This is a genomic window from Devosia submarina (assembly GCF_003056345.1).
GTDB classification, from domain to species: Bacteria; Pseudomonadota; Alphaproteobacteria; order Rhizobiales; family Devosiaceae; genus Devosia; species Devosia submarina.
Genome location: NZ_PYWB01000001.1, coordinates 108,171 through 133,099 on the forward strand (window position 1 = coordinate 108,171; position 24,929 = coordinate 133,099).

18 protein-coding genes are annotated in these 24,929 nt (G+C 57.3%); 7 read left to right on the forward strand and 11 right to left on the reverse strand.

What is annotated here, in order from left to right; all coding sequences use genetic code 11:
• Window positions 1-13: 13 nt before the first annotated feature.
• The 4 genes from DDE77_RS00430 to DDE77_RS00445 form a co-directional block, all read right to left on the reverse strand.
• Entirely contained in the window at window positions 14-1,618 is a 1,605-nt protein-coding gene (locus DDE77_RS00430; protein WP_210204312.1) for an AMP-binding protein, read from the reverse strand.
• Window positions 1,615-2,145: a serine acetyltransferase gene (locus tag DDE77_RS00435; protein ID WP_245895030.1), complete on the reverse strand. Its 531-nt coding sequence runs from the start codon at window positions 2,143-2,145 to the stop codon at window positions 1,615-1,617. The genes DDE77_RS00430 and DDE77_RS00435 overlap by 4 nt, the downstream gene beginning before the upstream one ends.
• Before the next feature lie 124 nt (window positions 2,146-2,269).
• A complete protein-coding gene (locus tag DDE77_RS19705) occupies window positions 2,270-3,331 on the reverse strand; it encodes a glycosyltransferase 61 family protein (RefSeq protein ID WP_157959576.1) in 1,062 nt (353 codons plus the stop codon).
• A 793-nt stretch (window positions 3,332-4,124) separates the two neighbouring features.
• Window positions 4,125-4,880, reverse strand: a complete 756-nt coding sequence (locus tag DDE77_RS00445; protein ID WP_108395466.1) for a helix-turn-helix transcriptional regulator — start codon at window positions 4,878-4,880, stop codon at window positions 4,125-4,127.
• A 177-nt stretch (window positions 4,881-5,057) separates the two neighbouring features.
• On the opposite strand from DDE77_RS00445, the gene DDE77_RS00450 reads away from it, so the two are divergent.
• The 4 genes from DDE77_RS00450 (at window position 5,058) to DDE77_RS00465 (ending at window position 9,915) form a co-directional block, all read left to right on the forward strand.
• The gene (locus tag DDE77_RS00450; RefSeq protein ID WP_157959577.1) at window positions 5,058-6,167 is read left to right on the forward strand and encodes a WecB/TagA/CpsF family glycosyltransferase; all 1,110 of its coding nucleotides are present in this window, start codon (window positions 5,058-5,060) and stop codon (window positions 6,165-6,167) included.
• Window positions 6,168-6,589: 422 nt separating this feature from the next.
• Complete coding sequence (locus DDE77_RS00455; RefSeq protein WP_108395468.1) at window positions 6,590-7,774, forward strand: DegT/DnrJ/EryC1/StrS family aminotransferase; 1,185 nt, start codon at window positions 6,590-6,592, stop codon at window positions 7,772-7,774.
• Window positions 7,775-7,865: 91 nt separating this feature from the next.
• Entirely contained in the window at window positions 7,866-9,068 is a 1,203-nt protein-coding gene (locus DDE77_RS00460) for a DegT/DnrJ/EryC1/StrS family aminotransferase (RefSeq protein WP_108395469.1), read from the forward strand.
• Between the two features lie 175 nt (window positions 9,069-9,243).
• Complete coding sequence (locus tag DDE77_RS00465; RefSeq protein ID WP_108395470.1) at window positions 9,244-9,915, forward strand: sugar transferase; 672 nt, start codon at window positions 9,244-9,246, stop codon at window positions 9,913-9,915.
• A gap of 32 nt (window positions 9,916-9,947) precedes the next feature.
• Here the strand turns inward: DDE77_RS00465 and nadE are convergent, their stop codons facing one another.
• From nadE to treS, 5 genes are all read right to left on the reverse strand, one after another.
• Entirely contained in the window at window positions 9,948-10,766 is an 819-nt protein-coding gene (gene nadE / locus DDE77_RS00470) for an ammonia-dependent NAD(+) synthetase (protein WP_108395471.1), read from the reverse strand.
• 16 nt (window positions 10,767-10,782) lie between these two features.
• Window positions 10,783-11,424 carry a cysteine hydrolase family protein gene (locus tag DDE77_RS00475; protein WP_245895031.1) on the reverse strand — a complete coding sequence of 214 codons (642 nt, stop codon included), beginning with the start codon at window positions 11,422-11,424 and terminating at the stop codon, window positions 10,783-10,785.
• 181 nt (window positions 11,425-11,605) lie between these two features.
• Window positions 11,606-11,791, reverse strand: coding sequence for a DUF2934 domain-containing protein (locus DDE77_RS00480; RefSeq protein ID WP_108395473.1), 186 nt, complete (start codon window positions 11,789-11,791; stop codon window positions 11,606-11,608).
• Between the two features lie 76 nt (window positions 11,792-11,867).
• Window positions 11,868-13,673: a malto-oligosyltrehalose trehalohydrolase gene (gene treZ / locus DDE77_RS00485; protein ID WP_108395474.1), complete on the reverse strand. Its 1,806-nt coding sequence runs from the start codon at window positions 13,671-13,673 to the stop codon at window positions 11,868-11,870.
• 140 nt (window positions 13,674-13,813) lie between these two features.
• Window positions 13,814-15,880, reverse strand: coding sequence for a maltose alpha-D-glucosyltransferase (gene treS, locus DDE77_RS00490; RefSeq protein WP_108395475.1), 2,067 nt, complete (start codon window positions 15,878-15,880; stop codon window positions 13,814-13,816).
• Between the two features lie 187 nt (window positions 15,881-16,067).
• Between treS and DDE77_RS00495 the strand changes: the two genes are divergently transcribed.
• The 3 genes from DDE77_RS00495 to glgB are packed head-to-tail and all read left to right on the forward strand — an operon-like array spanning window position 16,068 to window position 21,956.
• Window positions 16,068-18,128: an alpha-1,4-glucan--maltose-1-phosphate maltosyltransferase gene (locus DDE77_RS00495; RefSeq protein ID WP_210204313.1), complete on the forward strand. Its 2,061-nt coding sequence runs from the start codon at window positions 16,068-16,070 to the stop codon at window positions 18,126-18,128.
• Window positions 18,125-19,732 (forward strand): putative maltokinase, encoded by a 1,608-nt coding sequence (locus tag DDE77_RS00500; protein WP_157959578.1) that lies wholly within the window; start codon window positions 18,125-18,127, stop codon window positions 19,730-19,732. The genes DDE77_RS00495 and DDE77_RS00500 overlap by 4 nt, the downstream gene beginning before the upstream one ends.
• Window positions 19,733-19,748: 16 nt before the next feature.
• Window positions 19,749-21,956 (forward strand): 1,4-alpha-glucan branching protein GlgB, encoded by a 2,208-nt coding sequence (glgB, locus tag DDE77_RS00505; protein WP_108395476.1) that lies wholly within the window; start codon window positions 19,749-19,751, stop codon window positions 21,954-21,956.
• A gap of 64 nt (window positions 21,957-22,020) precedes the next feature.
• Here glgB and DDE77_RS00510 read toward each other — a convergent pair whose 3' ends face one another.
• Window positions 22,021-22,611, reverse strand: coding sequence for a PilZ domain-containing protein (locus DDE77_RS00510; RefSeq protein WP_108395477.1), 591 nt, complete (start codon window positions 22,609-22,611; stop codon window positions 22,021-22,023).
• Window positions 22,612-23,056: 445 nt separating this feature from the next.
• The gene (gene malQ / locus DDE77_RS00515; protein ID WP_108395478.1) at window positions 23,057-24,907 is read right to left on the reverse strand and encodes a 4-alpha-glucanotransferase; all 1,851 of its coding nucleotides are present in this window, start codon (window positions 24,905-24,907) and stop codon (window positions 23,057-23,059) included.
• Window positions 24,908-24,929: the final 22 nt, after the last annotated feature.

Here is a 24,929-nt window from a genome sequence, read left to right on the forward strand (position 1 = left end):
TTTGCGCCTTTGATCAGTTCACTGTTGCAATGTCGCCGCTGCCGCAGGCGGCGATGACGCCCGGGCGATCGAGCTTGCCGCTGGAGATGCGTGGCATGCTGCCTGGCCAAAGAAAAATGCGCGAAGGAAGCATGTAGCTTGGCATTGTTTGCCTAAACGCTGCCTGCAACGCCATGGGATCTCCGCCATTGTTCATGGTGCAGGCCAAGTGGATGGTTTGCCCCCGGTCAGGATCCTCTCTGCCGAAGGCTATGCATTCCTGGATAAGGCCTGTGCGAGCAGCGGCGTCCTCAACTTCAGTGGGGCTAACGCGGAACCCCATGGTCTTGATCATCGTGTCCATGCGGCCGACGAACCAAAGATCCCCATCGGCATCGACCTCCACGAGATCGCCTGACCATACGACGGGTTCATTGCCTATTTCTGCTGCCAACTCCGGACAGGGCCGAATGCGGGCGGCGGTCTCTTCTGGGCGTTCCCAATAGCCGAGGGAAATCAGTGGACCGACATGCACAAGCTCGCCTTGCTCCCCCGGCTTAGCTCGTCCTTTCCCAGCCTGAACGGCAAAGACCTTTGCATAGGGCACAGCCTGACCGATGGACCCCATCTTGGCCACGAACTTATCCGGCGCGAGGTAAGTGGACCGGAAGGCCTCGGTCAGCCCGTACATCAGGAATATCTTGGAGCCCGGAAACACCTTGGGCATAGCCCTCAGTATGTCCGGTGAAATCTTGCCACCCGTGTTTGTAATGCGCCGCAACGCGGGCAATTCAGTCGGAGCGTCCATCAGATAACGCACGATGATCGACCACAGCGGGGGCACGCCCGCTATCCCGGTGACTGCGTGGCGTTTCGCAGAAGCTATGATCTCCGCAGCTAAAATTACCGGCTGGTGCACAACAGTGCCGCCCACTAGCAGCATGGTTGTGAGCTGATTGAGGCCAGCATCAAAGCTGTAGGGTAGTATTGAAAGGAGCTTATCGCTCTCATTCAGCTCCAAATATTCGGTAACGGAGAGTGCTCCAATACGAATATTGCGATGGGTGAGCATGACACCCTTGGGTGTTCCAGTCGATCCGGAGGTGTAAATCACCGCAGCCAGCGCGGTTGACTCGACTCGGAAAGGCGAGAATGCCTCCGAAACCTGCATGCCTGGCGCCCATTGGGAAAACCGTTCATCTGGTTGTTGGACAGAAACGGATCCGCGCACAACCACATGTTCTAAAGTGGGTGGAAGATCGAGCGCCGGCAACGATCGAGCGACCGAAGCGGGCATGATCGCTGCGCGTGCCCGGCAATCGGCTGCAACATAGAGGAGTTGATCGGCTGTCCACTGATGATGGACGTTGACGACAACCGCACCGAGGCGCCAAACCGCAAGCATGGCGGTAACTTCGTCGATGCTCTTGCGGAAGTGGACAAGGACCCGATCACCGGCGCGAACTCCTAAATGGCTGAGGCGCGCCGCGAGGACATCTACATCTCGCGCCAGCTCGCCATAGGTTACCGATTGGTCGGGATCAACAAGGCATGTTTTGTCGGCGTGTTGGGGCAGGTTCGCCCACAACAGCTCCCACATGGGCGCATCCGCGCCGGGTATCGAAACTTGAGCGTTCATCTGACAAGAGCGTCCCCAGCAAAATTGCCTGCAGGCAGGCGAGGGTAGATTTTTGCAGGCGACCCGACGGCCACCGAATCTGCTGGCACATCTGTGGTAACGGCGGTGTTGGCAGCTATGCGCACCCGGTCCCCAATCCTGATCTTGCCCAGAACGGTTGAGTTCACCCCGATGAAAACATCATTGCCAATAACAGGAGCGCCTGAACCCATATTCGTTCCAATCGTGACGTTGTGCATCACGCCGACGCGGTCGCCGATGATTGTGCTGGGGTGAATAGAAAGGGATCCCTCGGCATGGATGATATGGAAGTCCCTTCCGATGGTTGTTTGGGGCGGTATCCAGATCTTGGTCACGTTGAGAACGAGGAGCTTCAGAAGGCCATAAAGTAAATTGGCGGCTTTCCTTATGAAGTGGTGCTTTCTGCTGTTCGCCCACTTTCCGTATCGGAAAATTAAAAGGGAAATGAAGGCGGGATCTGTTACGGAACTTCCGTGGCGAACATAGTCCCTGCGCAATTCTTCCAACATCGTTTCCGGCCTCGGCGCGGTGGTGATATGGTGACATTAGGCGAGGAGCAGGGGCCTTCAAATAGACCGTTGATTTAGATGATCGTGCTTTTTTGAGCCGATACCGATCGAATATTGCAGGTCATGGAAGCAGATCGAGCGTAGATTCAACTTCCGCCGGATCTATTTCGAAGCCACCCGCCGTGCCTTTGCCGATAACCAAGGCGAAGTTCAGCCCCAGCCTGTCCGTCATCAACTTCATGGCGGCTGTGACTCTGTCCGGCGGGAACAAGGCCAGCATGGTTCCGCCAGGCGGCATCACAGTCAATGCGTGGGTCAGCTGACTACCCTCGACGCCGATCAGCACACGGGCGCCTGCGCAGGCGCTGACCAGGCTCTCCACCGAGTGCTCTTCGGGATGAAGAATACGGATCCCGTGCCGCGCGGCCAATCGTTCGGCGAGACGCTCCTCGTTCATCAGGACACGTGGATCGCCTGTTCGGCCACGCATGAGAAAGACGCCGCTATGAGCTTCAGGGGCAACCATGCCAGCAAGGAGCCGTTTCCGCCGATCTGCAGCACGGGCTATCTTTCCCGTATTGTTGGCAAGGTCCTGGAACAGCACAAGCTCATCGAAATGCGCGAACTGTGTTCTCAACGGAGCTATTGACAGCCGATCTTCATAGTCTTTTCTGTGGCCCGAAGTTTCGAGGCGGATGGTGACAGGTGGGGCGATAGTTTCCGCCAACCGATAAGTCTCACAATCGTCCATCAACCAATTTCCGAAATAGCGCAGGCCAATCCAGCTGTCATACAAAGCTGCTGATGATATCCGGGGCGGGCGTCTGAGCGCAGGAAAATGCCGTTTTCGCCGCGCGAGGTGGAATGCGGCTGATCCTTTGTAGAGCACTCCATCGTAGAGCAGTACATCCCGGAAGCGAGCAGCAATCGTCGATCCGACAATATGGCTTGTGCACGTACCTAGCGCATGGAAAGTCGCCTCCATGTCCCCAAAAACTGTTTCTTCGATCCGATCGAGCTGGCCCGGTAAAAAGGTTGCAGGGGGGAAAGTGCGTTGCTCGTTTGGTGTGAGCGCCCATGTTTCTGCCGCTGTGCTCCAGAAGTCTGGACGCTGGCCGCGCACCCGAGCGAAGCTGTTGAGCAGTTGGGGAAACAAAGCCCCTCGGGAGCCCGACATCGACATTGCCCGGTCACTCATGAGTCGCACGTGTCGCCATGATGCGCGCCGTCGGCTCGGTTAAGGGCTACCCAGAAAATGGCGCAGGCCAAAGCAAGTACGCTGACTCCGATCAGAACGATTGTCATTTTTGACCTCCCCTGGTGAGACAGGATGTGCCTTTGCTCGTGATAGCCAAACTGACTGTTTGATCTAGAAAGCACCAAAGCCAAACACCAAGACAAAGCCCGGCTTCTTGCGGAGCCGGGCCCGGGTGCCTGAGGGTTATTTGCGGTAACCGGCACCTGCCGGCCAATCTTGCGAAAACGCTAATCAGCCGGTTTACGCGGCCAAGTTGTAGATGGCGAAAACAACAAGACCAATCGTCAGCCAACTAGCAAGGACACAAGCTAGGATGAGCCACAGCCGCGGTACGGCAAAGAAGGCTTCTTGCATACACGCCAGAAGATGCCGGCCCAGCCGAACGCGCATCCTTGCTCCCTGGTGCCCCTTGCAGGCGCCTTATACGGTCATCAAGGAGGTTTCACCGGTCAGCGCAGTCGTAGACGCTCGCCCTCAAAGAGCCGGTTCGACATAGAACGGCATCTTGCTACCAATGGGCTATCTCTAGCATGGGGATCTGCCCTTCACTGCCATTTAGATGTCGATAATTACGTCGCCTCCCTGCACCCGTTTTATCGGGGCAGCGAGGCTACGCGCCATACATCGGAAAGGCTAAAACGAGCGTGAGTATCCACGACGCTTCTGGGCAGCATAAAAGCGCACCAGGCCGGCGTCTGCGCTGACGCCACCCTATAGGCTAATTAGCGGCACTCATCGGCGTTACTCTTGCCTGAGCCGCCCCTCCGCTGTCGCGGAACACGGCTGCCGCTTCCGTACGGTTGTGCGTACCAAGCTTGGTGATGATGTTGTGAAGATGAATCTTCACCGTGTGCTCGGACAGCCTGAGATCCGACGCTATCGACTTGTTCTGCAATCCCCGTGCGACCAGAGCAAGAATTTGGTGCTCGCGCTTGGTCAAAAAGCTCAAATGATTTGGTCCGGCCTTAGCCGGCTCCGGCGCGGGCCGAACCTCCGGAATAGATGTTGGCGCCGGCTGGACGAGAAGGCGTGGATAATATTCGCCGCCCCGCATTAGCAACGCCAAGATAGGGGTCAGAACATCGAGCTTCATCTGCATCGGCAGCACACCATTGATCACGGTGGATGTCTGGAGCTGCTGAGCCATGTGAGATTCTATGGTTGAGTCGTTTGTCATGACTGCGACCCTGGCCAATGGGTGAAAGCGCAGGATTTCGGATGCACGCGCCTCCATTTCGGCAACATGTGATGGCGAAATCACAACCAGCGCTATGGTGTCCCTGTAGGAATTAGCGATGGTCCCCAAACCATCGCACTCTTCTATTGTGACCATGGGCAGGTCGCGCTCGATTGCGAAACGGAGCCGATCCGGAACGCCCTCGTCCTCAAGGACGAACAGCAACGTCCGACTTCTATCCCGACGCGGGTTAGAAAAAAATGTCGTATTGATTTTGCCTACGCTAACGTTTCGCATCCTAGATCTCTCCCCTCAAAATGATCTGTCTGCTCTAAATCATTGCTATTAGTCACCGCCGTTTGGGCAAATAGCTCCCCCGATCTAGGGGTTAATTATTGGCTAGATCGATTTGGTAAGCTGCAGAACTGGCGGGTTCTTGATCTTCTCCTGGCTAAAGCTGCCGAGGAGAATACCATGTATTGGCACGATAGCAGTAGAACTTTCGGAGTCTTGGGAATCCCGCTAGACTCCATTGACTTGCGATCGGTTCTTCACAACATAGATGAGGCAGCTAGTGCGCGTCGGAGACTACTTCTTTCGACGGTCAATGCTAATTTCCTCGTGGCCAGCCAACATAGCCACACCTTTCGCAAGTCGTTGCTGGCCAGTGACTTGTGCACAGTTGATGGAGTGGCTGTGGTGATTCTTTGCCGGCTTCTTGGCCTGGGAAAGATGCCCCGAACCTCGGGGGCTGACATCCTGAATCACCTGTGCGCGCGGTCTGCAACTAATATTGGGCGGCCGCTGCGCGTGTTCTTCTTCGGAGGCGACACAGGGGTGGCAGAACGCGCTCGCGCCAAGATCAACGATCTAGGCTCCCAATCTGTGCTGTGCGTTGGGGCAATAGATCCTGGCTTTGGATCTGTCGAGGCAATGAGTCGATCCGAATGGATTGACCAGATCAACGAAGCAAATCCTGACATCCTGATTCTGGCCCTTGGAGCTGAACGGGGACAGGCTTGGCTCCTGCACAACGCTGATCGCCTTACGGTTCCGGTTCGCACCCATTTTGGAGCCGCATTAAACTTCCTGACGGGCACGGTCAGGCGAGCTCCCTCGAGCTTTCAGCGGTGTGGTATGGAATGGTTGTGGCGCATTCTGCAAGAGCCCCACCTTGCGCGCCGTTATTGCCGAGACGGGCTCGATCTTGTGCGCCTTACCCTCTGCAACGTACTGCCGCTCGCCTTATTGCTGCGGCTTGATCAATGCTTCCGGCGGAAGCATTTGAGCGGGCTTGTGGTCGATCTTCAAAAATCCAACGGCGATCTGGCGATCTGTCTGCGTGGTACTGCAGGCGCCGGAACCATGCAGGTGCTGCGTGCCGCCTTCAATGAAGCTCTAGATGCCCGTGGGCCTGTCACTCTTGACCTTGGTGCGCTGGAGGTGGTCGATCTCCATGGTATCGGGGCCATGATGCGCCTGCGGCGCGACCTGGAAAGCCGCGGATTAACCCTGCGTCTCAAGCATGTTCCGCCAAAGATTACCTGGCGCTTCAAGCTGGCCGCTGTCCATTGGGCAGCATGATTGTCAGTCGTACATTAGCCTGTGTCGACTACTTCAAGACCAAGCATCTTTCGGATCACAAAGCTCGTCGAACTCACGAGACTAATCATCGTCGATGCTATGGGCCGCTGCCGTCGTGTTTAAATCAAATGTGCCCGCAGTAATTGGATAAATTTGCCATCATAAGACGAGTGTTTAACTGCCCTAAGCATCAATCTAAAGGTATCGTAATTTTGGTGTTATTAGGCAAGGTGTTGTATATCCAAATAACTATTTCAATGGGTACTCAAAAAGCGGCTAGTAGAGAAATTTCATTTGGGTAGAGGTGATAGTGCAATGGGCTTATTGTCGGGCCAAGGAGCGGCAACTTTCCACGCGGATGAGGGCCGATCGCCTATGAAGCGTGATCACGTCGTTGAACGCTCTTTCGGGGGTAAACTGCCGTGATCCCGCTGGTTGATCTTCAAACGCAGTACAAATCTATACAGCCCGCTATTGACGCTGCTGCCCTTCGTGTCCTCGCATCTGGCGAGTATTTGGGAGGACCTGATGTCAGCGCATTCGAGCAAGGCTTTGCCGAATACTGCAATGTCGGCCACGCCATAGCTGTCAACAGCGGCAGCAGCGCGCTGCACTTGTCCTTGCTCGGAGCCAAGGTGGGGCCAGGCGATGAAGTCATCACAAGCCCCTTCGGCTTCGTCGCAACCACAGCGGCGATCTGCGCGACCGGCGCTCGACCAGTCTTTGTGGATATCGATCCTCTTACCTTTAATCTCGATCCGGCGGGGTTAGCAGACGCGATTACCCCCAAAACCAAGGCCATCATGCCTGTGCATCTCTACGGCCTTATGGCTGATATGGATCCCATCATGTCTATCGCACGTCAGGCCAACATTGCCGTGATCGAGGACGCCTGTCAGGCGCATGGAGCGCTCTACAAAGGCAAGCGAGCAGGCAGCATCGGCTTGTCAGGCAGCTTCAGCTTCAATCCCGGCAAGAACCTTAGCGCTGTGGGCAGGGGCGGCATGGTCGTGACCAATGACGATGAGCAGGCGCAATTTCTTCGTCGCCTACGCGATTGGGGGCAGGACGGGCGCTACAACCATGTCCACCAAGGCTTTGGCTACTGTATGGATACAATGCAAGCAGCCATACTCAACGTGAAGTTGCGGCATCTGGAACATTGGACGGAACTGCGCCGCGCTCACGCACGCCGCTTGACCTGCCAACTCAAGAATAGTGCCGTCACAACACCACCAGAGCCCCATTGCTGCCGCCATGTCTATCAAGTCTATGCCGTCCGTTCAGCGTCACGTGACCTCTTGCGAGCTGCTATTGCTACGCGTGGGGTAGACTCCGGTGTGCATTATCCACGCCCGGTTCACCTCCAGCAGGCCTACGCTGGCTTGGGGTATATGGAAGGTGATTTCCCCGAGGCTGAACGGGCAGCTGCCGAAATGCTATCGCTCCCCATCTCTCCGGAGCTGACCGATAGCCAAATCGACTACATCGCAGCGGCCGTTTGGAGTGACGCATGGCGGCCTAGAGCTGCTACAGCGAACCTAGGTGTGAAATCCACTCGGGACCTAGCTCGACCGGCTCAAGAACAATCGGAGCAGGCGGCGTGAAAAGCAAACTCATACTGATCGTCGGTGATGCGGATTGTTGCGACAAAAATGGACCGGAGTGGAATAGGACTTTTGCTCAGGTCGCTTACAAATGAGCGGGCGGCTGACCATCCCCCTGGCTAAACCCGTGCTCGGATCCGAAGAAGCCGAGGCTACCCGCCGCGTGATCGAGTCTGGATGGGTGGGGCAGGGCGCGGAAGTTACGGCTTTCGAGAACGAACTCGCCGAATATGTCGGCGCCTCCAATGTCTGCGCTGTATCCAATGGCACTAGCGCCCTTCACCTGGCCCTTCTTGGAATCGGGGCAGAGACGGACGACGAAATCATCACGGTCAGTCACAGCTTCATCGCTACGGCAAATGCCATTGTCTATACCGGCGCAACACCGGTCTTTGTGGACATCGCCGATGATGGCTTCAACATGGATCCGGCCAAGCTCGAACAAGCGATTACTCCACGCACAAAGGCCATCATCTGCGTGCACCAATTGGGTATGCCATGTGATCTCGAGCGCATTATCGAGATTGCGCATCGGCACAATCTGATCGTGATCGAGGACGCCGGTTGTGCCATCGGCAGTGAAATCAACTGGCGCGGCCGGTGGGAGCGCATCGGCAAGCCGCACGGGGATATTGCCTGTTTTTCTTTCCACACGAGCAAGGTCATCACAACGGAAGATGGTGGCGCAATCACAACGTCGGACAGCGCTCTCGACGACGTGTTCCGTCGATGGCGCTGGCACGGCGTCAATCTGCCCGACTCTGCCCGCCATCATTCGTCCAAGGTAATCTTCGAACGCCACGATGAAATCGGTTTTAATTATCGCATGACCGACATTCAAGCCGCGCTAGGACGAGAACAGCTCAAGCGATTGCCGGAGCTACTCAAAGCACGGGGGAAGGTGGCGGACCAATATGCCGAAAAGCTGGCGCAACTCCACGGGGTGATTGTTCCAACCGCACCCGACTGGGCGCGCAGCAATTGGCAGGGCTATTGCGTCCGACTTCCCGAAAGCGTGGATCAGCTCGGGGTAATGCAGTTCATGCTCGATAACGGTATTTCCACGCAGCGTGGTGTCATGAATGCACACCGCGAGCCCGCTTATGAGCTTCCCGAAGAGCAAGCTGCCGAACTTGCCTTGCCCAATTCGGAGAAAGCTCAGGATCAATGCATTATGCTGCCCATCTATGCGCAAATGAAACAGCCCGAAATTGACGTAGTTTGCGCAACTCTTGGATTGGCGATGGATGCCGCAAGGGGCCGCGCCCATAAACGTTCTTCCTACGGCGCTTGAAACATATATTTCGCTATTCTAATATTATATAAATAAGGGCAATATTTTGCGCTTGTACGCGAGCTAACTACAAAGTGTTAGCGAATAATGTTTAGTTTGCGCGCGTTGTATTAATTGTGTTTTACCTTTGAATTGGACCTCAACAAACCGTCGATTGTCTCGGCTGGGGGTAGTTGTGGACCTTTCCGTTCAAGTTCAGAAATCTGTTTCCACACCAGGTGACCTGCACGGCGACGCGTTGCGGCGGAACCTATTTGCCGCCGCCAAGCGCGCGCTGGATGTTTCGATTTCTCTCGCTCTGCTCATCTTCTTCCTGCCGCTGATCACCCTGCTGGTACTGATGATCCGGCTGGATCGTCATCCAGCCTTTTACTGCCAGACGCGGCTTGGCGTGGGCGGGAGGGAGTTCCGGCTCTGGAAACTGCGCTCTATGGTAGCCGACGCGGATCGGTGCCTTGAGATGCATTTGCGCGATCCCGTTGCCCGGGAGGAATGGGATCGCACGCAGAAGCTTGTCCGCGATCCCCGAATCACGCCTGTCGGGCGCTTCATCCGCAAGTACTCGATAGACGAGTTGCCTCAACTCTGGAATGTGCTGCGTGGAGACATGAGCTTGGTCGGTCCTCGGCCCATGCTTCCTGAACAACGCGCGCTTTATCCGGGTGACGCGTGTTTCAGGGTTCGGCCGGGAATAACCGGGCTGTGGCAAGTGTCCGAACGCAATGCGTCATCATTCGCCGAGCGCGCCAGCTATGACGAATACTATGCCGTGAACCTCAGCCTTCGCCTTGAACTATCGATCATATTCAAGACCATGTGGGTCGTGCTGCGCGGCACAGGCTGCTGAACAGTAGAGATAAGCGCCGTGCTCTCCAGCACTTATAAACTTGGCGAGACGGGCAGGGCTCGCTTGTGAGCGGTGCCTTTATAAACCGACAGAATGCGCGTGGCTGCGGCAGCATCAATTTCCTTGCCTTCGAGGAAGTCATCGATCTGCTCATAGCTGACGCCATAAGCGTCCTCGTCTGGCCGAAGAGGCGCCAAGTTCTCGAGATCCGCCGTCGGGACTTTGTAGACCAATTCCTTTGGTGCACCCAAATGAGCGGCTAGCGCCCGAACGCGGCGCTTGTTGAGGCCGGCGAGCGGCAGAATGTCTGCAGCGCCGTCACCGAACTTGGTGAAAAAGCCCATAAGCGCCTCGGCGGCCTGGTCCGTCCCGATTACCAGTCCTCTTGTGGCGCCGGCTATGGCGAATTGCGCGATCATGCGCTGGCGGGCCTTGATGTTGCCTAGGATAAAATCCTGTTGCGCCGCATCCTTGAACTGCAGTCCACCCGCGTCGAGGGACGCGAGCATGGCATCAGCCGCAGGCTTGATGTCAACGCGTTGCACCTCGTCGGGACCGATCACATCAAGGGCACGTTGCGCATCATGCTCATCAGCCTGCACGCCATAGGGCAGGCGCACCGCAATGAAACGCGCGTCATAGCCCGATGAGCGCAGATCGGAAACTGCATTCTGCGTAAGGAGAGCCGCGGCGGTCGAATCCACACCTCCGCTGATCCCCAGCACATAGGTGTTCAGGCCAGATCCTCGGAGGTAATTGCTCAGAAAATCGATGCGCTGCCGTGCTTCAATCCCTGGATCAAACTCGCTGGTGACACCGAGTGCCTTGATGATTGCTTCCTGCTCACTCATGAAATGCTCCTGACGCTCACAACATTCCGTCCAGCTTGGCTGCGATCAGCTCGGCTGTGGTAACTGTTTCAACCTGCATGCCAAAGCGGCTGCTGTAGATTTCCAGCATGGCATCATGCGTTGCATCGGCTCCTGAACAAACCGCGTCCCAAACAATGATGACCCTGTAACCCCGGTCGATAGCGCCCATCACTGCAGCCAGCACGCAAATCTCGGTTTCCGCCCCAGAAACGATCAGGGTATCAATTCCAGAAGCCCTTAAACGATGATGGAGCGTTCCAGCCCATGGGGAAAGCAAAGTCTTGTCCTCTATTTGAGCCGGTGGAACGAACCTGGCGAGATCCGGTACAAGGTTGACAAGCTCGGGATCTAGGCGCTCCTGCGTCATGCTGGCCCAGCGACTATAGTAGCGTTGCCACGTGCCCTGCGCCTGATCTGCAGAGTGCGCCGGGATGAAGCGGGTAAAAACCGTCCGGGATGGATCAAGCTCCACAAGGCTAACGACATTCGGAAGCACACGCGCCAGCCAGGGGGTATGCCATTCCGTCTGTTCGGCAAACATACGCTGCATGTCTATGCAGAGATGAACCCAAGAGCGTCCAAGTGGACCGAACCGCAGGCCACCTTCGGGCTGGTCTTGTTTTGCATGGTCTGTCACGGCGCGCTCACCTTTTCGTTGTCGGCAGCAATAGGCGTTCGGGATTTGTGTGTGGCATACGGGCGGGGGATAAACTGGAACCAGACCTTACCGTTCCAACAAGCAGGCAAAGCAATCGCGGCACTGCAATTGGCGAGACTTGAGGCCCCACAATCCCTTTCGGGATTCATTCTCATCCGCGTCAGGGCGTTATCTTTTTGCTTGTTTTCTCTTGTTCGCGCTCGGCAAGCAGTTGTTCAAGAGCTTGGAACCAATATTCGGTCTCCCTGCCATTTGGGCGTCCATCATTCTCCCACAAGTGATAGGCGGCCTGACGAACCCGCTGCTCGAAATCGAGATCGACGAATTTTTCCGTATCCTCGTACATCAGTTTCTCCCTACATGGCGCCGGAACGATTTCGCCGGCAGATTGCCCTGCCGGACAGAGGTCGTGTATGTGGTTCTCACTCCGAGCTAGTTCCCCAGAGCACCGTCCATGGCGCCAGGGTCTGGCCTTCTAGCTTCCCCAAGGAGAATATGGGCTGCGCCTCGTATTCCACGTCGATCTCGATCGGTTTATCGCTGAGATTTGCAAGCAGTTGGAGCCTTGTTCCCCCGGGAAACGACCAGTCGACGGCAATCGCATTCCGATCGAGCCGAACTGAGTTCCGATTGCCAGAAAGTCCGCGGAGCAGGGGCACGATGTTCTTGGCACGGATACTGAGGAGCTCGCTGTAGAAAGCCAGCATCTCGGAATGGCGTCCAGTTGCAGGTTTGCTCCAGTCCAACTTGGCCGAAGCAAAGGTAGAGTAGGCGGTTGGGTCAAGCAGGTCATCGGCATCAAAGCCGGGGAGCCGCGAAAGCTCCTTGCGCCGGCCCTGCCGAACCTTTTCGTTCAACTCCTCGTCGAAATCACAGAAATAGGGGAACGGCTCCGGCGCCCCCCATTCCTCTCCCATGAACAGCATAGGAATTTCCGGCGCGAGCAGGCAAATCGCAGCGATGGCTTTGAGTTCGTCGGGACCGCGATAGCTCACCATCCTATCGCCAAGTGCCCTGTTCCCGATCTGGTCGTGGTTCTGGGTGAAGGAAACAAAGGCAGTCGGCGGAAGTTCGGCACTGGGCTTGCCCCGAGTGCTGCCGCGGTAGGGCATCTCCTCTCCCTGAAAAACAAAACCCTCGGCTAGGGAGCGCGCCAACTTCTTGCTGTCGTGGGCATAGTCCGCATAATAGCCAAAGTCTTCGCCTGTGGCCGCGGTGTGCAGAACGTGGTGCAGATCATCGTTCCACTGCGCCGTGTAGAGCTTTGGAGTGCCGTCCAGATTGCGGCGCAGCAGGTCGCTGTTGTTTTCTTCGTTCTCAACGATGAGGTGGAGCGGCCGACCGGCAGTTGCAGCCCTCAAGCGTCGGGCCATCTCATGGAGCAAGTGCTCCTCGCTTGTGTCGACAATGGCTTGAACGGCATCGAAACGCAGCCCATCGATCCTGAACTGGGTGATCCAGTAGAGGGCATTTTGAATAACGAACTCGCGCACCCATTTGGAGTTTTCAGCATCGTAATTGATGCCCTGACCCCAGCTTGACTGGTGCTTGTCTGTGAACAGCGGCGCATAGTTCGGCATGTAATTACCGTCCGGCCCGAAGTGGTTATAGACCACATCAAGGAACACGCTGATACCACGTGCATGGGCCTCATCCACCAGGGCCATCAGGTCCTCGGGTCGCCCATAGCTGCTGTCTGGAGCATAGGGTAACACGCCGTCATAGCCCCAATTGTATCGCCCTGGAAAATCGCTAAGCGGCATGATCTGGAGGGCCGTGACGCCAAGCTGCTGCAGATGGTCCAAGCGATCTATGGCTGCACGATACGTCCCTTCCTTTGTGAAGGAGCCCACGTGCATCTCGTATATGACCATCTCCTCCCACGGTCGCCCCTGCCAGTCATCCGTGCGCCAGGCGTAGTCGCCGAGATCGATGACCTCGCTCGGGCCGTGCACATCTTGGGGCTGGAAACGCGACCCCGGATCGGGAACTTCGAGCCCGTCGGGCAACACGAATTTATAAAGGGCACCAGCTTGTGCACCGCTCGCCTTGAACATATGCCACCCATCAGCAGCAGGCTGCATGTCCTTGGGCTCTTCATCGTCCAGCTGCAGCAAAATTTTCCGATGGAGAGGCGCCCACAGCCTAAACTCGACGCCATCGTCCGAAAGGACTGGACCAAAGGAGAAGGACTGTTCTGAAGGAGACTGCAATTCGGCGGAAAGCATGAAGAACTCGTCTAGAGGAGGAGTTCCGGCAACGTTCCTCGCGGGCTCTCAGTTGCTGATTTAACCGATGCTGCTGTTTCCGTGGGGGAACCCGGTTTAGAGACTCTCGCCTTCGAGATCCGCCGCAATTGCTTTCCTTATCAGGCCGGCCGCAGCGTACCCACGATCCGCAAGGATTGCCCCGAATAGCCTTCCAGCCGAATGGTGAGTTCCCGATCGTCCGACAGGTCGCCAATAATAGTTTCCTGCAGCATATCCACGACTGGGCCCGGCTCAGCCTGGGGCAGGCTCACAGTCTCCTCAATCGGATCGGGGCCGAAGTTCAGAGCCGTGATCTGCATCCCGCGATTGTCGGGAAGTTCATGCACCATCACCAGCAAGCTTGGATTTTGCACCTCGGGAATGGCCGTCTGCTTGGCGGCGTAAAGGCTATAAGCCTGCCGCACCGAAAGAAGATGCTTGAGCTGGCTAGCAAAGGATTGCGGATCCTGCAGTTGCTGGTTAAGCGGCCCATAGAGCACCTTGGCCTTCGGCAGACCAGCGCTGGATTGCTGTGCGTCCGGATTCACATCAACCAGATCATAAGCGCCGCGCTCGATCCAGCGCGTGTCTCCTTCCTTTATCAACTCGCCCACGGTCTCGGAAGGCAAGGGAAGGGCGCCGACCAAGTCCCACCCCGAAAGGGCAAAAACCCCTGGCTGGTAGGCATTGAACATTGCCAACAGAAGGTGGATGCGTTTGATGAGCTCGGCCTGCTCAGGGGTAATCGCATCAAGGTCGCGTATGCCAAGCGCTGCGGTGATGACGCTGATGGTTGTGCAAGCAACGCCATTGGCCACGAAACGCAGATTGTATGGGGCCGCATCGCCGGTCAGCTTGAGATACATGGTGTCGCGCAAATGCTCGCGCAAAAGGCTGCCCGGCCAAGTCTGGCCTTCGAAACTATAGGTGTCGTGCGCGTGCTTGGTCCAGAAATGCACGAGCTCGAGTGTTAGCTCGTCATGGTTCTGCATCGCATGAACCAGCGAGGCCGGATCAATCCCGAAATCATGCACCTGTTTGAGCATCAGGCGCAGAAATTCTGTTTTTCCTGTCAGAAGCGCATGATGATAGGCAGGCCGGTTGATGAAGTCATACGATAAGTCCGCGCCACCCTTGGACATATCGGCGATATCATCCACGGTCAGGTTGAGCTCCTGAAAGGAGAACCCGCCGGCCTTGCGGATCATGCCCGCAATGACCTGGTTGCCGACCATGGATAGCGGGTGCCCCTCGGACCAGGCGGTAGAGTTTTGCTGCACTTCAACGCCAAGGAAACCATTGGCATCGAGCCGGACACCGCGCGCGCCCAGCACATCGATGGAGTGAAGCGCATCGCCTACAACCATTTGCGCAGCGGCGAAGGATGGGTCGAGCCAGTTGAGGGACGGCTGCCCCTCCTTGAAGTAATGGAGATATACCCAGCGCCGCGCGATGCCATCGACGCCTACGACAACGTCGGTGGCGCTCCAGTCCGTTTCCTTGACGCCGGGCTCGAAAAAGATCACGCGCCGAAGCTGGCCAACAATGTAGCCCTTCTCCTTGAGGGCATCCACGCATGCCGGCGGAACGTTTGCAGCCCGACGCCCCTCGGGAATCTCGGGCAACAAGTTCCAGTCCTCTTCGGGAATTTCAACCATGTGGTAGAGGCCGGGATAGTCCGCATAGAACATCTCGGCGAGCCGGAAGTCGGCGCCCTTGCCGGTATGAGCCGGTATAACATCGTCGATCACGATGGCATTATAGGCAGCTGCCACGCGGCTCATGGCGACGAATTCGTCAAGCGTGCCAAAATTGGGGTCGATCTCGAAGCTGATGCGGTCGAAATTGCCGTCAACCGTAGGCGTTTTCACCCCATCACGAATGCCGCCGGCTTCCTTCATGGGGCCGGTGTGCACGGCCTGAACGCCGACGGCAGCAAGGTTGCGCCAAAGCTCCGGGTCTCCAAGCGTTGCCAGAACGCTTTCACCCTCACGAGTCACAATGGAGGCAGGATAGGCAGTAAACCACACCGAAGCCTGGGCCGAGGCTGCGCGGGGCCGGGCCTCGGCATAGGGATGGCGCCAGAAACGCCCCTGGCCGGAATACCGGCTAGCGAGCTTGCGCGCATTAGCGAGCATCGACTGGCCAAGAAGCCATTCAACATACTGAGGATCAGGTTTGTCCATACTTGGCCCGTTCGATCTGATGGTTTGGACGTGAGAAGCGGTGGCTGGCCCCTCAACGCCTGACATCAGCCTGCGTTGCCTTGTGCCTGCATCGGCGCATTACAGATCTGCGCTTTTGCCGTTGGGGAAACCAACCTCCCCGTTCAAGCATTGCTGTGGCTTCTGAGGTAATCAAGGGGCGTCCAAGATGCTGACTGGTGCTGGCGCAGGCAAGGGCAATGAACAGCAGTCTCGCGCTGCACCGCCGCAAGGACCTGGTTCAGCCGAGCAGCCCGACCGGCTGATGCAACTCGCATCCAAGCGTATCGCCATCGAGGGCGTCGAGCCAGAAATCGACGGCGGCCGCTTTCCGGCCAAAGCCGTGGTTCACCATCCTTTCACAATTGAGGCGGACATCTTTGGTGATGGTCACGAGAGCATCGATGCGTGCTTGCTGTTCCGCCCGGCGGGGACGCAAGCCTGGTCGGAACAGCCAATGGAGTTCCTCGAGAATGACCGGTGGCGCACCACCATCGTCTTTCCCGAAAACCGCCTCTACGAATATACATTGGCTGGCTGGCGCGACCTTTTTGGAACCTGGCGCAAGGAAATCGCCAAAAAGCATGCGGCCGGCATTCCAATCGTCCTTGAACTCGAAGAAGGTCGGCGCCTCCTGGACGCGGCGCAGTTTTCCGAAAGAGCGTCCAAGGCCGACGCGGCTGAGATCAAGCAGGTGCTGCAAGCCTTTTCGCTGCTGCAAAACGATGTCGAGCGCCTTGGTCTTCTAAGTTCCGATGCTGTGGCAGCACTGATGAAGCGCGCTGCGGTGCGCACCAATTTCAGCCAGTACGATCACGTGCTGGAGGTGTTCGTTGATCGAAAGCTGGCTGCAATCGGGGCCTGGTACGAGCTTTTTCCACGCTCGCAGACTAATGATGCCTCGCGTCACGGCACCTTCGACGACGTGATCAAGCGCTTGCCCTATATCCGCGACCTTGGCTTCGATGTGCTCTATTTCCCGCCCATCCACCCAATCGGCCAGACCAACAAGAAGGGTAAGAACAACTCGCTGACCCCATCGCCCGCCGATCCGGGCAGCCCTTATGCTATTGGCTCGGAACATGGTGGACACGAGGCAATCGAGCCCAAGCTCGGCACCTTTGCCGATTTTGACCGGCTGGTGCAGGCGGCGCGGGAGCATAATCTTGAAATAGCGCTGGACTTCGCCATCCAGTGCTCGCCCGACCACCCCTGGATCAAGTCACATCCGGAATGGTTCGACTGGCGACCAGATGGGTCCATCAAATACGCGGAGAATCCGCCAAAGAAATACGAGGACATCGTCAACGTCCACTTCTACCGCCAGGCGATACCCAGCCTTTGGTACACGTTGCGCGACATCGTTTTGCTATGGATCAATCACGGCGTGAAGATCTTCCGCGTCGACAATCCGCATACCAAGCCCTTCCCGTTTTGGGAGTGGCTGATCGGGGAAGTGCGAGCGCAACATCCCGACGCCATCTTCCTTTCGGAAGCTTTTACCCGTCCCAAGGTGATGAAGCGCCTGGCCAAGGTCGGCTTCAATCAGAGCTATTCATACTTCACCTGGCGTAACGCCAAGTGGGAGCTTGAACAATATCTGACTGAGCTCACCCAGGAAGAATGCCGGCACTACATGCGGCCAAACTTCTTCCTGACCACGCACGACATCAATCCACGCTACCTGCAAAACAGTGGCCGACCCGGCTTTCAGACGCGGCTGATACTGGGCGCCACGCTTGCTGGCAGTTACGGCGTCTATAATGGTTTTGAAATTTGCGAGTCCGAACCCGTCCCCGGCAAGGAGGAATATCTCAACTCCGAAAAATATGAGATCCGCACCTGGGATTTCGACAAGCCGGAGAACGTCAAGTGGGACATTGAGTTCATCAACCGTTTGCGGCGTGAACACAAGGCCCTGCAGGATTTCACCAATCTCACCTTCTACAACGCCTGGAATGACAACATCATTTACTACGGCAAGCGGACGGCCGATTTCTCCGACTTCCTGCTGTTCCATGTTTGCCTTGATCCCCATAATCAGCAGGGCGCCGACTTCGAAGTGCCGCTATGGGAGCTTGGACTTCCTGATGATGCCTCGATCGAAGTCGAGGACATGGTTACGGGCCACCATTTTACTTGGCACGGCAAGTACCAGCACATTCACCTCGACCCATTCTACAAGCCTTACGCAATCTGGCGCCTGATCCCCCCGGGCGCACCGCGGTGACGGGCGCGTCAAGCGGGGCAGCAGCCGAGCCTGCGGTTGAACTGGCAACAATTGAGCTATCAGGCAACAGCATCCTTGCTGTGCTCGATGGACCAGAGGCGCAGCAGATCCAAGCGTACACACTACCGAACTTCTTGCCCCGTCAGCGCTGGTTTGGCGCCAAGGACAGCGCCATCAAGAGCGTCGTGCTGCTTCCGCTGGGTGAGTTGGAGGCTGGCAGGCACGCTCTCGTGGCTGCCGATGTTGCACTCGCAACAGAAACCCAGCGCTATCTGCTGCCCCTTTCGGCTCTGTGGGACGAGGGTACCACAAGGAGCGCTTCGCGCTTCACGCCCGTTTTGGCCCGCCTGCGCTCCGACGCTCGCTCGGGTGTTCTGATCGACAGTGCCTTGGAGCCGCACCTCGCAACAACCTTGCTGGACGCAATGCGCGCAAGACGGACCATTGCTTCGGACCTCGGTAATGTCGTTTTCGAGGCGGCGGACGGTCTTGTGGCTCTTGCCGAGATTGGTGAGCCGCGCCACCTGGGTGCCGAACAAAGCAACGTTTCCATCGCGTTTGGCAGCAAGGTAATCCTGAAGCTCTATCGTCGCCTACGCGCAGGAGATCAGCCTGATGTGGAAGTCGCGCGCTTCCTGACCAAAATCGGCCACTTCGCCAATACCCCCCAGTTCATGGGCCAGATCAGGCACGAAACGCAACAGGGGGAAAGAACTACGCTTGCGGCGGCTTTCGCTTTCGTTCCCAACCAGGGTGATGCCTGGACCGTGATCACAGAAGCGCTTTACCAGGACCTAAACGATAAAGGGCTGCTCGACGCGAGCACGAGCGAGGGGGCTACGGGCAAGACCCAATTCAATCAGAGCTTGAGGGTTGGCGAATTGCTGGGCCGTCGCACGGCGGAGCTGCACAAGGCCCTTGCCGTTGAAACTGATGACCCCGCCTTTGCCGTGGAGCCACTTAGTTCGGCCGATGTGCTTGTTTGGTCGAGCGAGGCAATCGTGGAGGCACAAGCGGCGCTGGATCAATTACTCGAGGTGCAGGCGAGCCTTCCTGCCGGAGCGCGCGAGCTGGCCACCAAGATCTTGGCCAAGCGGAACCAATTGATCGAGCGTCTTGGCGCTGGCGCCGGGATGACGCCCTCGGGCGGACGTTCCCGCATCCACGGGGACTACCACCTTGGCCAGGTGCTGGCGACCGCCGACGACTTCATGATCATTGATTTTGAAGGCGAGCCCCGCCGTACCCTCAAAGAGCGACAAGCCAAGTCCTCGCCCTTGCGCGACGTCGCCGGCATGTTGCGCTCATTCCACTATGCAGCCTGGACTGCCATCGACCGCTACCAGCGGCTGACCGGCGCTGAAGATGTTCGCGAGCGTGCCGAGGCTTGGCGCAAACAGGTCAGCGCAGACTTCGTCCGCGCCTATGAAGAACACATCGCGGGCGCTCCGAGCTACCCTCAGGACCCGGTTTTTGCGCGTGCCCTGACGGAAATGTTTCTGCTGCAAAAAGCCATCTACGAGGTCGGTTACGAACTCTCCAACAGGCCCGACTGGGTCGAAATCCCCCTTAGCGGGGTACTTGATTTGCTGAATGAGGGCTGAACCGGTGAACCAACCCATGAATGAACAAGCCGAGCGCCCATCTGCGTACCCATCCGATGTGGAAGCCATTGTCCGAGGAAGGCATGGTAACCCCTTTGCGTCCTTGGGAATGCAAGGCGGCAATGGGGAGCCAGTCGCCGTGAACGTTTTTGCCCCACAGGCAGCTCAGGTCGAGGTAATCGATAGTCAGTCGGGCGAACGGGTAGGCAGTCTTGCACGCATTCACCCCGAAGGTTTCTTCTCGGGCTTTATCCCCGGCCGCACGGAGCGTTTCACCTACCATCTGGCAATGTCTGCCGGCGAGTACAACTGGGAAACAGAAGACCCATACCGCTTTCCGCCTGTATTGGGGGAGTTGGACGAATATCTGCTGGGGGAGGGTCGGCACTTCCGCCTATATGAGCGCCTGGGCGCCCATCCCATCACAATGGAAGGGGTGGATGGCGTCTCCTTCGCCGTATGGGCTCCCAATGCCGCGCGCGTCAGCGTTGTTGGTGAGTTCAATGCATGGGACGGCCGGCGTCACCCCATGCGAAAGCGTATCGGGGTCGGCATATGGGAGATTTTCATCCCCGGCCTTACCAAAGGCGCGGTATACAAATACGAAATCCTGGGAGCACATGGCGAGCGCCTGCCGCTCAAGGCTGACCCGATGTCATTCGCTCAGGAGCAGCCTCCAGCAACCGCATCCATCGTCAATGGCCTGCCCGAGCATAGCTGGCAAGACGCCGAATGGATGAATGTGCGTGGCCAAGCGCAGGATCTCTCCGCGCCCATGTCAATCTACGAAGTTCACCTCGGCTCATGGCGCCGTAGCCTCGACAATCAAATGCTGAGCTACGAGGAACTTGCCGATCAGCTCGCCGACTATGTCAAGGATATGGGATTCACCCATGTCGAATTGCTCCCCATCACCGAGCACCCTTTTAGCGGCTCATGGGGCTACCAGCCGATTGGGCTGTTTGCACCGACTAGCCGTTTCGGCACCCCGGATCAGTTTGCCGCCTTTGTGGATCGGCTTCATAGCGCCGGCGTCGGTGTGCTGATCGATTGGGTCCCTGCGCACTTTCCGTCCGATGCCCATGGCCTGTCTCACTTCGACGGGACAGCCCTTTACGAGCACGAGGATCCCCGCCTCGGTTTTCACCGCGACTGGAACACGCTGATCTACAATTTTGGCCGCACCGAAGTTGCCAACTTTCTTGAAGCCAGTGCCCTGTTCTGGCTGGACCGCTACCACGTTGACGGTCTGCGCGTGGATGCTGTGGCGTCCATGCTCTACCTCGATTATTCCCGCAAACCCGGCGAGTGGATTCCCAACAAGAACGGCGGCAACGAGAACCTCGATGCCATAGCCTTCCTCAAGGAAACCAACACACGAGCCTATGAACTCTATCCCGGCACGCAGACCATTGCCGAGGAGTCAACGGCTTGGCCGGGTGTCAGCCGCCCGATCTACTCAGGTGGTCTGGGCTTCGGTTACAAGTGGAACATGGGCTGGATGCACGACACGCTCAGCTATATGAGCCTTGATCCGATCTATCGACGCCACCATCAGGGTCAGATGACCTTCGGCATCCACTACGCCTTCTCGGAAAACTTCGTCCTTCCGATCTCCCATGATGAAGTAGTTCATGGCAAAGGCTCGCTGCTTGGCAAGATGCCGGGAGACCGCTGGCAGAAATTCGCAAACCTGCGAGCCTACCTCACCTTCATGTGGACCCACCCGGGCAAGAAACTGCTCTTCATGGGCTGCGAGTTCGGCCAGGAACGCGAGTGGAATCACGATCAGTCTCTCGATTGGCACCTGCTTGAGGATCCGTTGCATGATGGCGTCCGAACCCTGGTGCGTGACCTCAATCGCGTTTACCGGGAGAACCCGGCACTGCATCAACTCGATTGCGACCCTGAAGGGTTTGAGTGGATCGACGCAAGCGATGCGGATGGAAGCGTATTCCTGTTCATGCGCAAGGCAAGTGACGGATCACCTCCACTGGTTATCGCCTGCAACATGACGCCGACGGTCCGCTCGGATTATAGGGTGGGCGTACCGCAAGGCGGTTCCTGGGGCGAAATCCTCAACTCGGACGCCGAAATCTACGGCGGCTCCAATGTGGGCAATGGCGGGCACATCAATGCCGAGGATGTGAGCTGGCACGGACGCCCGGCCTCGTTACGCCTCACCCTTCCACCACTCGCTGTGATTATTCTCAGCCCTAAATAGATTAGCCAGCGAAGTCAGCCTTTCTTGTAAGGCTGGCCTACTGTCCCGCTTGGATATCAGGCTCTCACAATGGCTGAAGCAGCTTTTCCACGGTGCTCTCGTCTTGCACGGACAAGAACTGAACGGCAAAGCCGCCTTCATCAAGGTGCCTGACCACCTTGCCGACGAGCTGGCCCACTGCCAAAGGCAGGCCAATATTGGGCTTGAGCGGAGTTGAAACGGCAACACCCGTTGCTGAAACATCTATCAGTGTGCAGTCGACTGTACTGCCATCTGCCATCAAGACCGTACTTTGCCGGGAGGTCGGCTTCCACCGCTTGTAGCTGCGATGCTCAGGTGCGCCATGCAGGACGCGTTTGCGGTACCAGCTGATCTTTGCTGCGAGTTTTTCACGTGCAGCCTCCTCCAGCTGCAAACGTATGACGCCGCCACCGTCGATCGCTCTGTCGACTCGTCCGAAGAACCCACCGATTTCGGCAAGCTGAACAACAAGGTTCTCGCCTCGTGGCAGGCGTTTGCCGCATGAAACCACAACTTGGACAGGGGTTAGAGAGCGAGCCCAACAAGATCGCGCGGTATCTGTGACAGGGCGACCTGCTTCGTCCAACAATGTGATCCGGCTTGCAATACCACCGATAAAGCGGACTTGTTCCATAGAACTGCGTCACCTGCCATTTCGCTGCCGCTCGTACGGCGGACTTCTGAACGCCACGTCCTGACAATGCATGAGCATTGTCCCGGTATTGTCGTAGATTACGCAGCGCCGTGTCGCTAGGGCGACAGAGGAGGAGTGCAGGCCCGGTACTGCAATGGCTAGCTAACGACAGAAGTCCTTAACGATTGGCTAAGGCTTGGTGGGCGGACGCCAGCGGAGACCTTTTCTTGGAGTGAAATCGGTCTCCGGCGTCACCGTGCGTCAACAGGCTGCCAGAAGCTGGCACGGCCGGCGGTGACGCCGTCATGTAAGCAGATCGATAAGTTCTTCATCGGCCCACTAGAGTTCGCAAAGAGCAGCCGGGCAATCTCCGGTCGTGAATGCGAAATGGTCCGCCCGGCCCTCCACGGCACAGGCGATCACCCGCTGCCATTATGCACTTCGTTTATGCCCTAGGCCTTTCCTCACGCAGCACTTCTGCAAGGCTTATGAAGGCGGGATTGGCGCCGAGCTCCTCAAGAGAACACCCGGTGCGGATGCGCCAGTTTGGATATTCAGTTGTCGTGCCGGGCAGGTTGGCCTGCGTTTGGGACATCAACATGTCATCCAGCTGAACCGCAAACAGAGCCGAACTGCTGCGTGCAGCATACCGATGGATAGCTCGAAACAGCACCTCACCCAACTCCTGAGGGAGTTCTTGTCCGCCCGAAACGACCGCCGCATACTGCTCGTCTAAAAGACCTGCCCGACCTAAAGCCTGCAGCAAGGCCATCCGATCCTGGGTGCGCTCTTCCAGCGCAGCTTTGGTGTCCTTCTCGGATTGCCGCCCCGTTTCGGCGCGCAAGTGGATGTCGGCCGCTTTCCACCAGCCCGCCAATGTTGCCAGGTCGTGGGTTGAAATGGTCGCCAGCGCCAGCTCAGGATAGGCTTCGGGCGGAATGAAAGCGCCGTCCTCGTCCTTTTCGAAGTAAAGCACTCGATAGGAGAATATCCTAGCCTTCTTTGTCACCTCGCGGAATCCCTTCGGAACCGTGCCGAGGTCTTCGCCAATTACCACTGTATTAGTTTGTTGGGATGCCTTGGCCACAGTGTCCAGCATTGCGCCAAACGGGTAGCGGATAAATCCGCCTTGTTTCGGCTTTCCGCTGGCCGGAACCCACCACAGCCGGGCAAGCCCCATCGCATGGTCGATCCGGACCGCGCCCGCGTTTTTCATCAGGGCAACATAGGCGTCGGCAAGCGGCTTGAAGCCGCGGGAAGCCAGCACCTGTGGTGCAAGGGGCGCCAAGCCCCAATCCTGCCCTTCGGAATTCAGCAGGTCAGGCGGGGAGCCTACCCGAGCGTCGCGTACGGCTAGTTCCGGGTCCGCCCAGGTTTCTGCTCCATCGGGCGCCACCCCCACCGCGAAATCTAAGTAAAGACCGACCTGCATGCCTGCCTGCTTGGCGCGGGCTTGTGCCTGGGCAAGTTGGGTTTCCGCTACGAACTGCAGCCACAGGTGAAAGCGAACATCCTCTTCATGTTCGTCTTCGAAACGCTTTACGGCATCGCTGTCCCGCTGCTGCATGTCGCCGGGCCACCGGTTCCAACCCGCGCCGCCGCCAAACGCAACTTCGTGCTCCGAAATTGCTTCAAACAACGCAAAGGACCGCAGACCGTCTCCGCCCTCTTGGCAAAACTTCTCGAATTCGCCGCTCAATGAAGGAGCTAGTGACTTAAAAAGCTGGCGCAGCAGCTTCACCTTGACCACGTTGGAGGCAGCATAGTCGACTAGCTCCCCGCCCAACATCTCGAACAGTTTGGGGTGCGTCTTACGAAGACGCTGTTGCGCCTCATCACCCCCTTCAATCCTGTCCACCGCGATATATAGCGGGTTCAAATACCGCCTAGTGGATGGAGAATAGGGGCTGGTCCGCTCTGGGTCCGACAAGAACAGCGCATGAAGCGGGTTGACCCCCAGGAAATCGGCGCCCACTCCGCCCACCAGTTCTGCAAGCCTTGCCAGATCTTCAAAATCCCCGATGCCCAAGTTCCGGGACGAACGAAGGGCGTAAAGCTGACAAGTAACACCCCAGAGGCGCTTTCCCAGAACTTGCGAGGGTAAGGCGCAGGAGAGGGGAGCATCCGGAGCCTTGTCCTTGAAAGATCCAAGCTGGTCATCATCTGGATCCACGCGCAGCACCTTCAAAAGAGCCCGCTTCGCTTCATCGGAGATGTCTACGGTTTCGCCAATTTGCGAGGTGTACTGAATCTGGATGCCATGACTTCTGGCTAGGTTGTCGAGGTGCTTGGACATGCTGCGCTCACCGATCCACTAG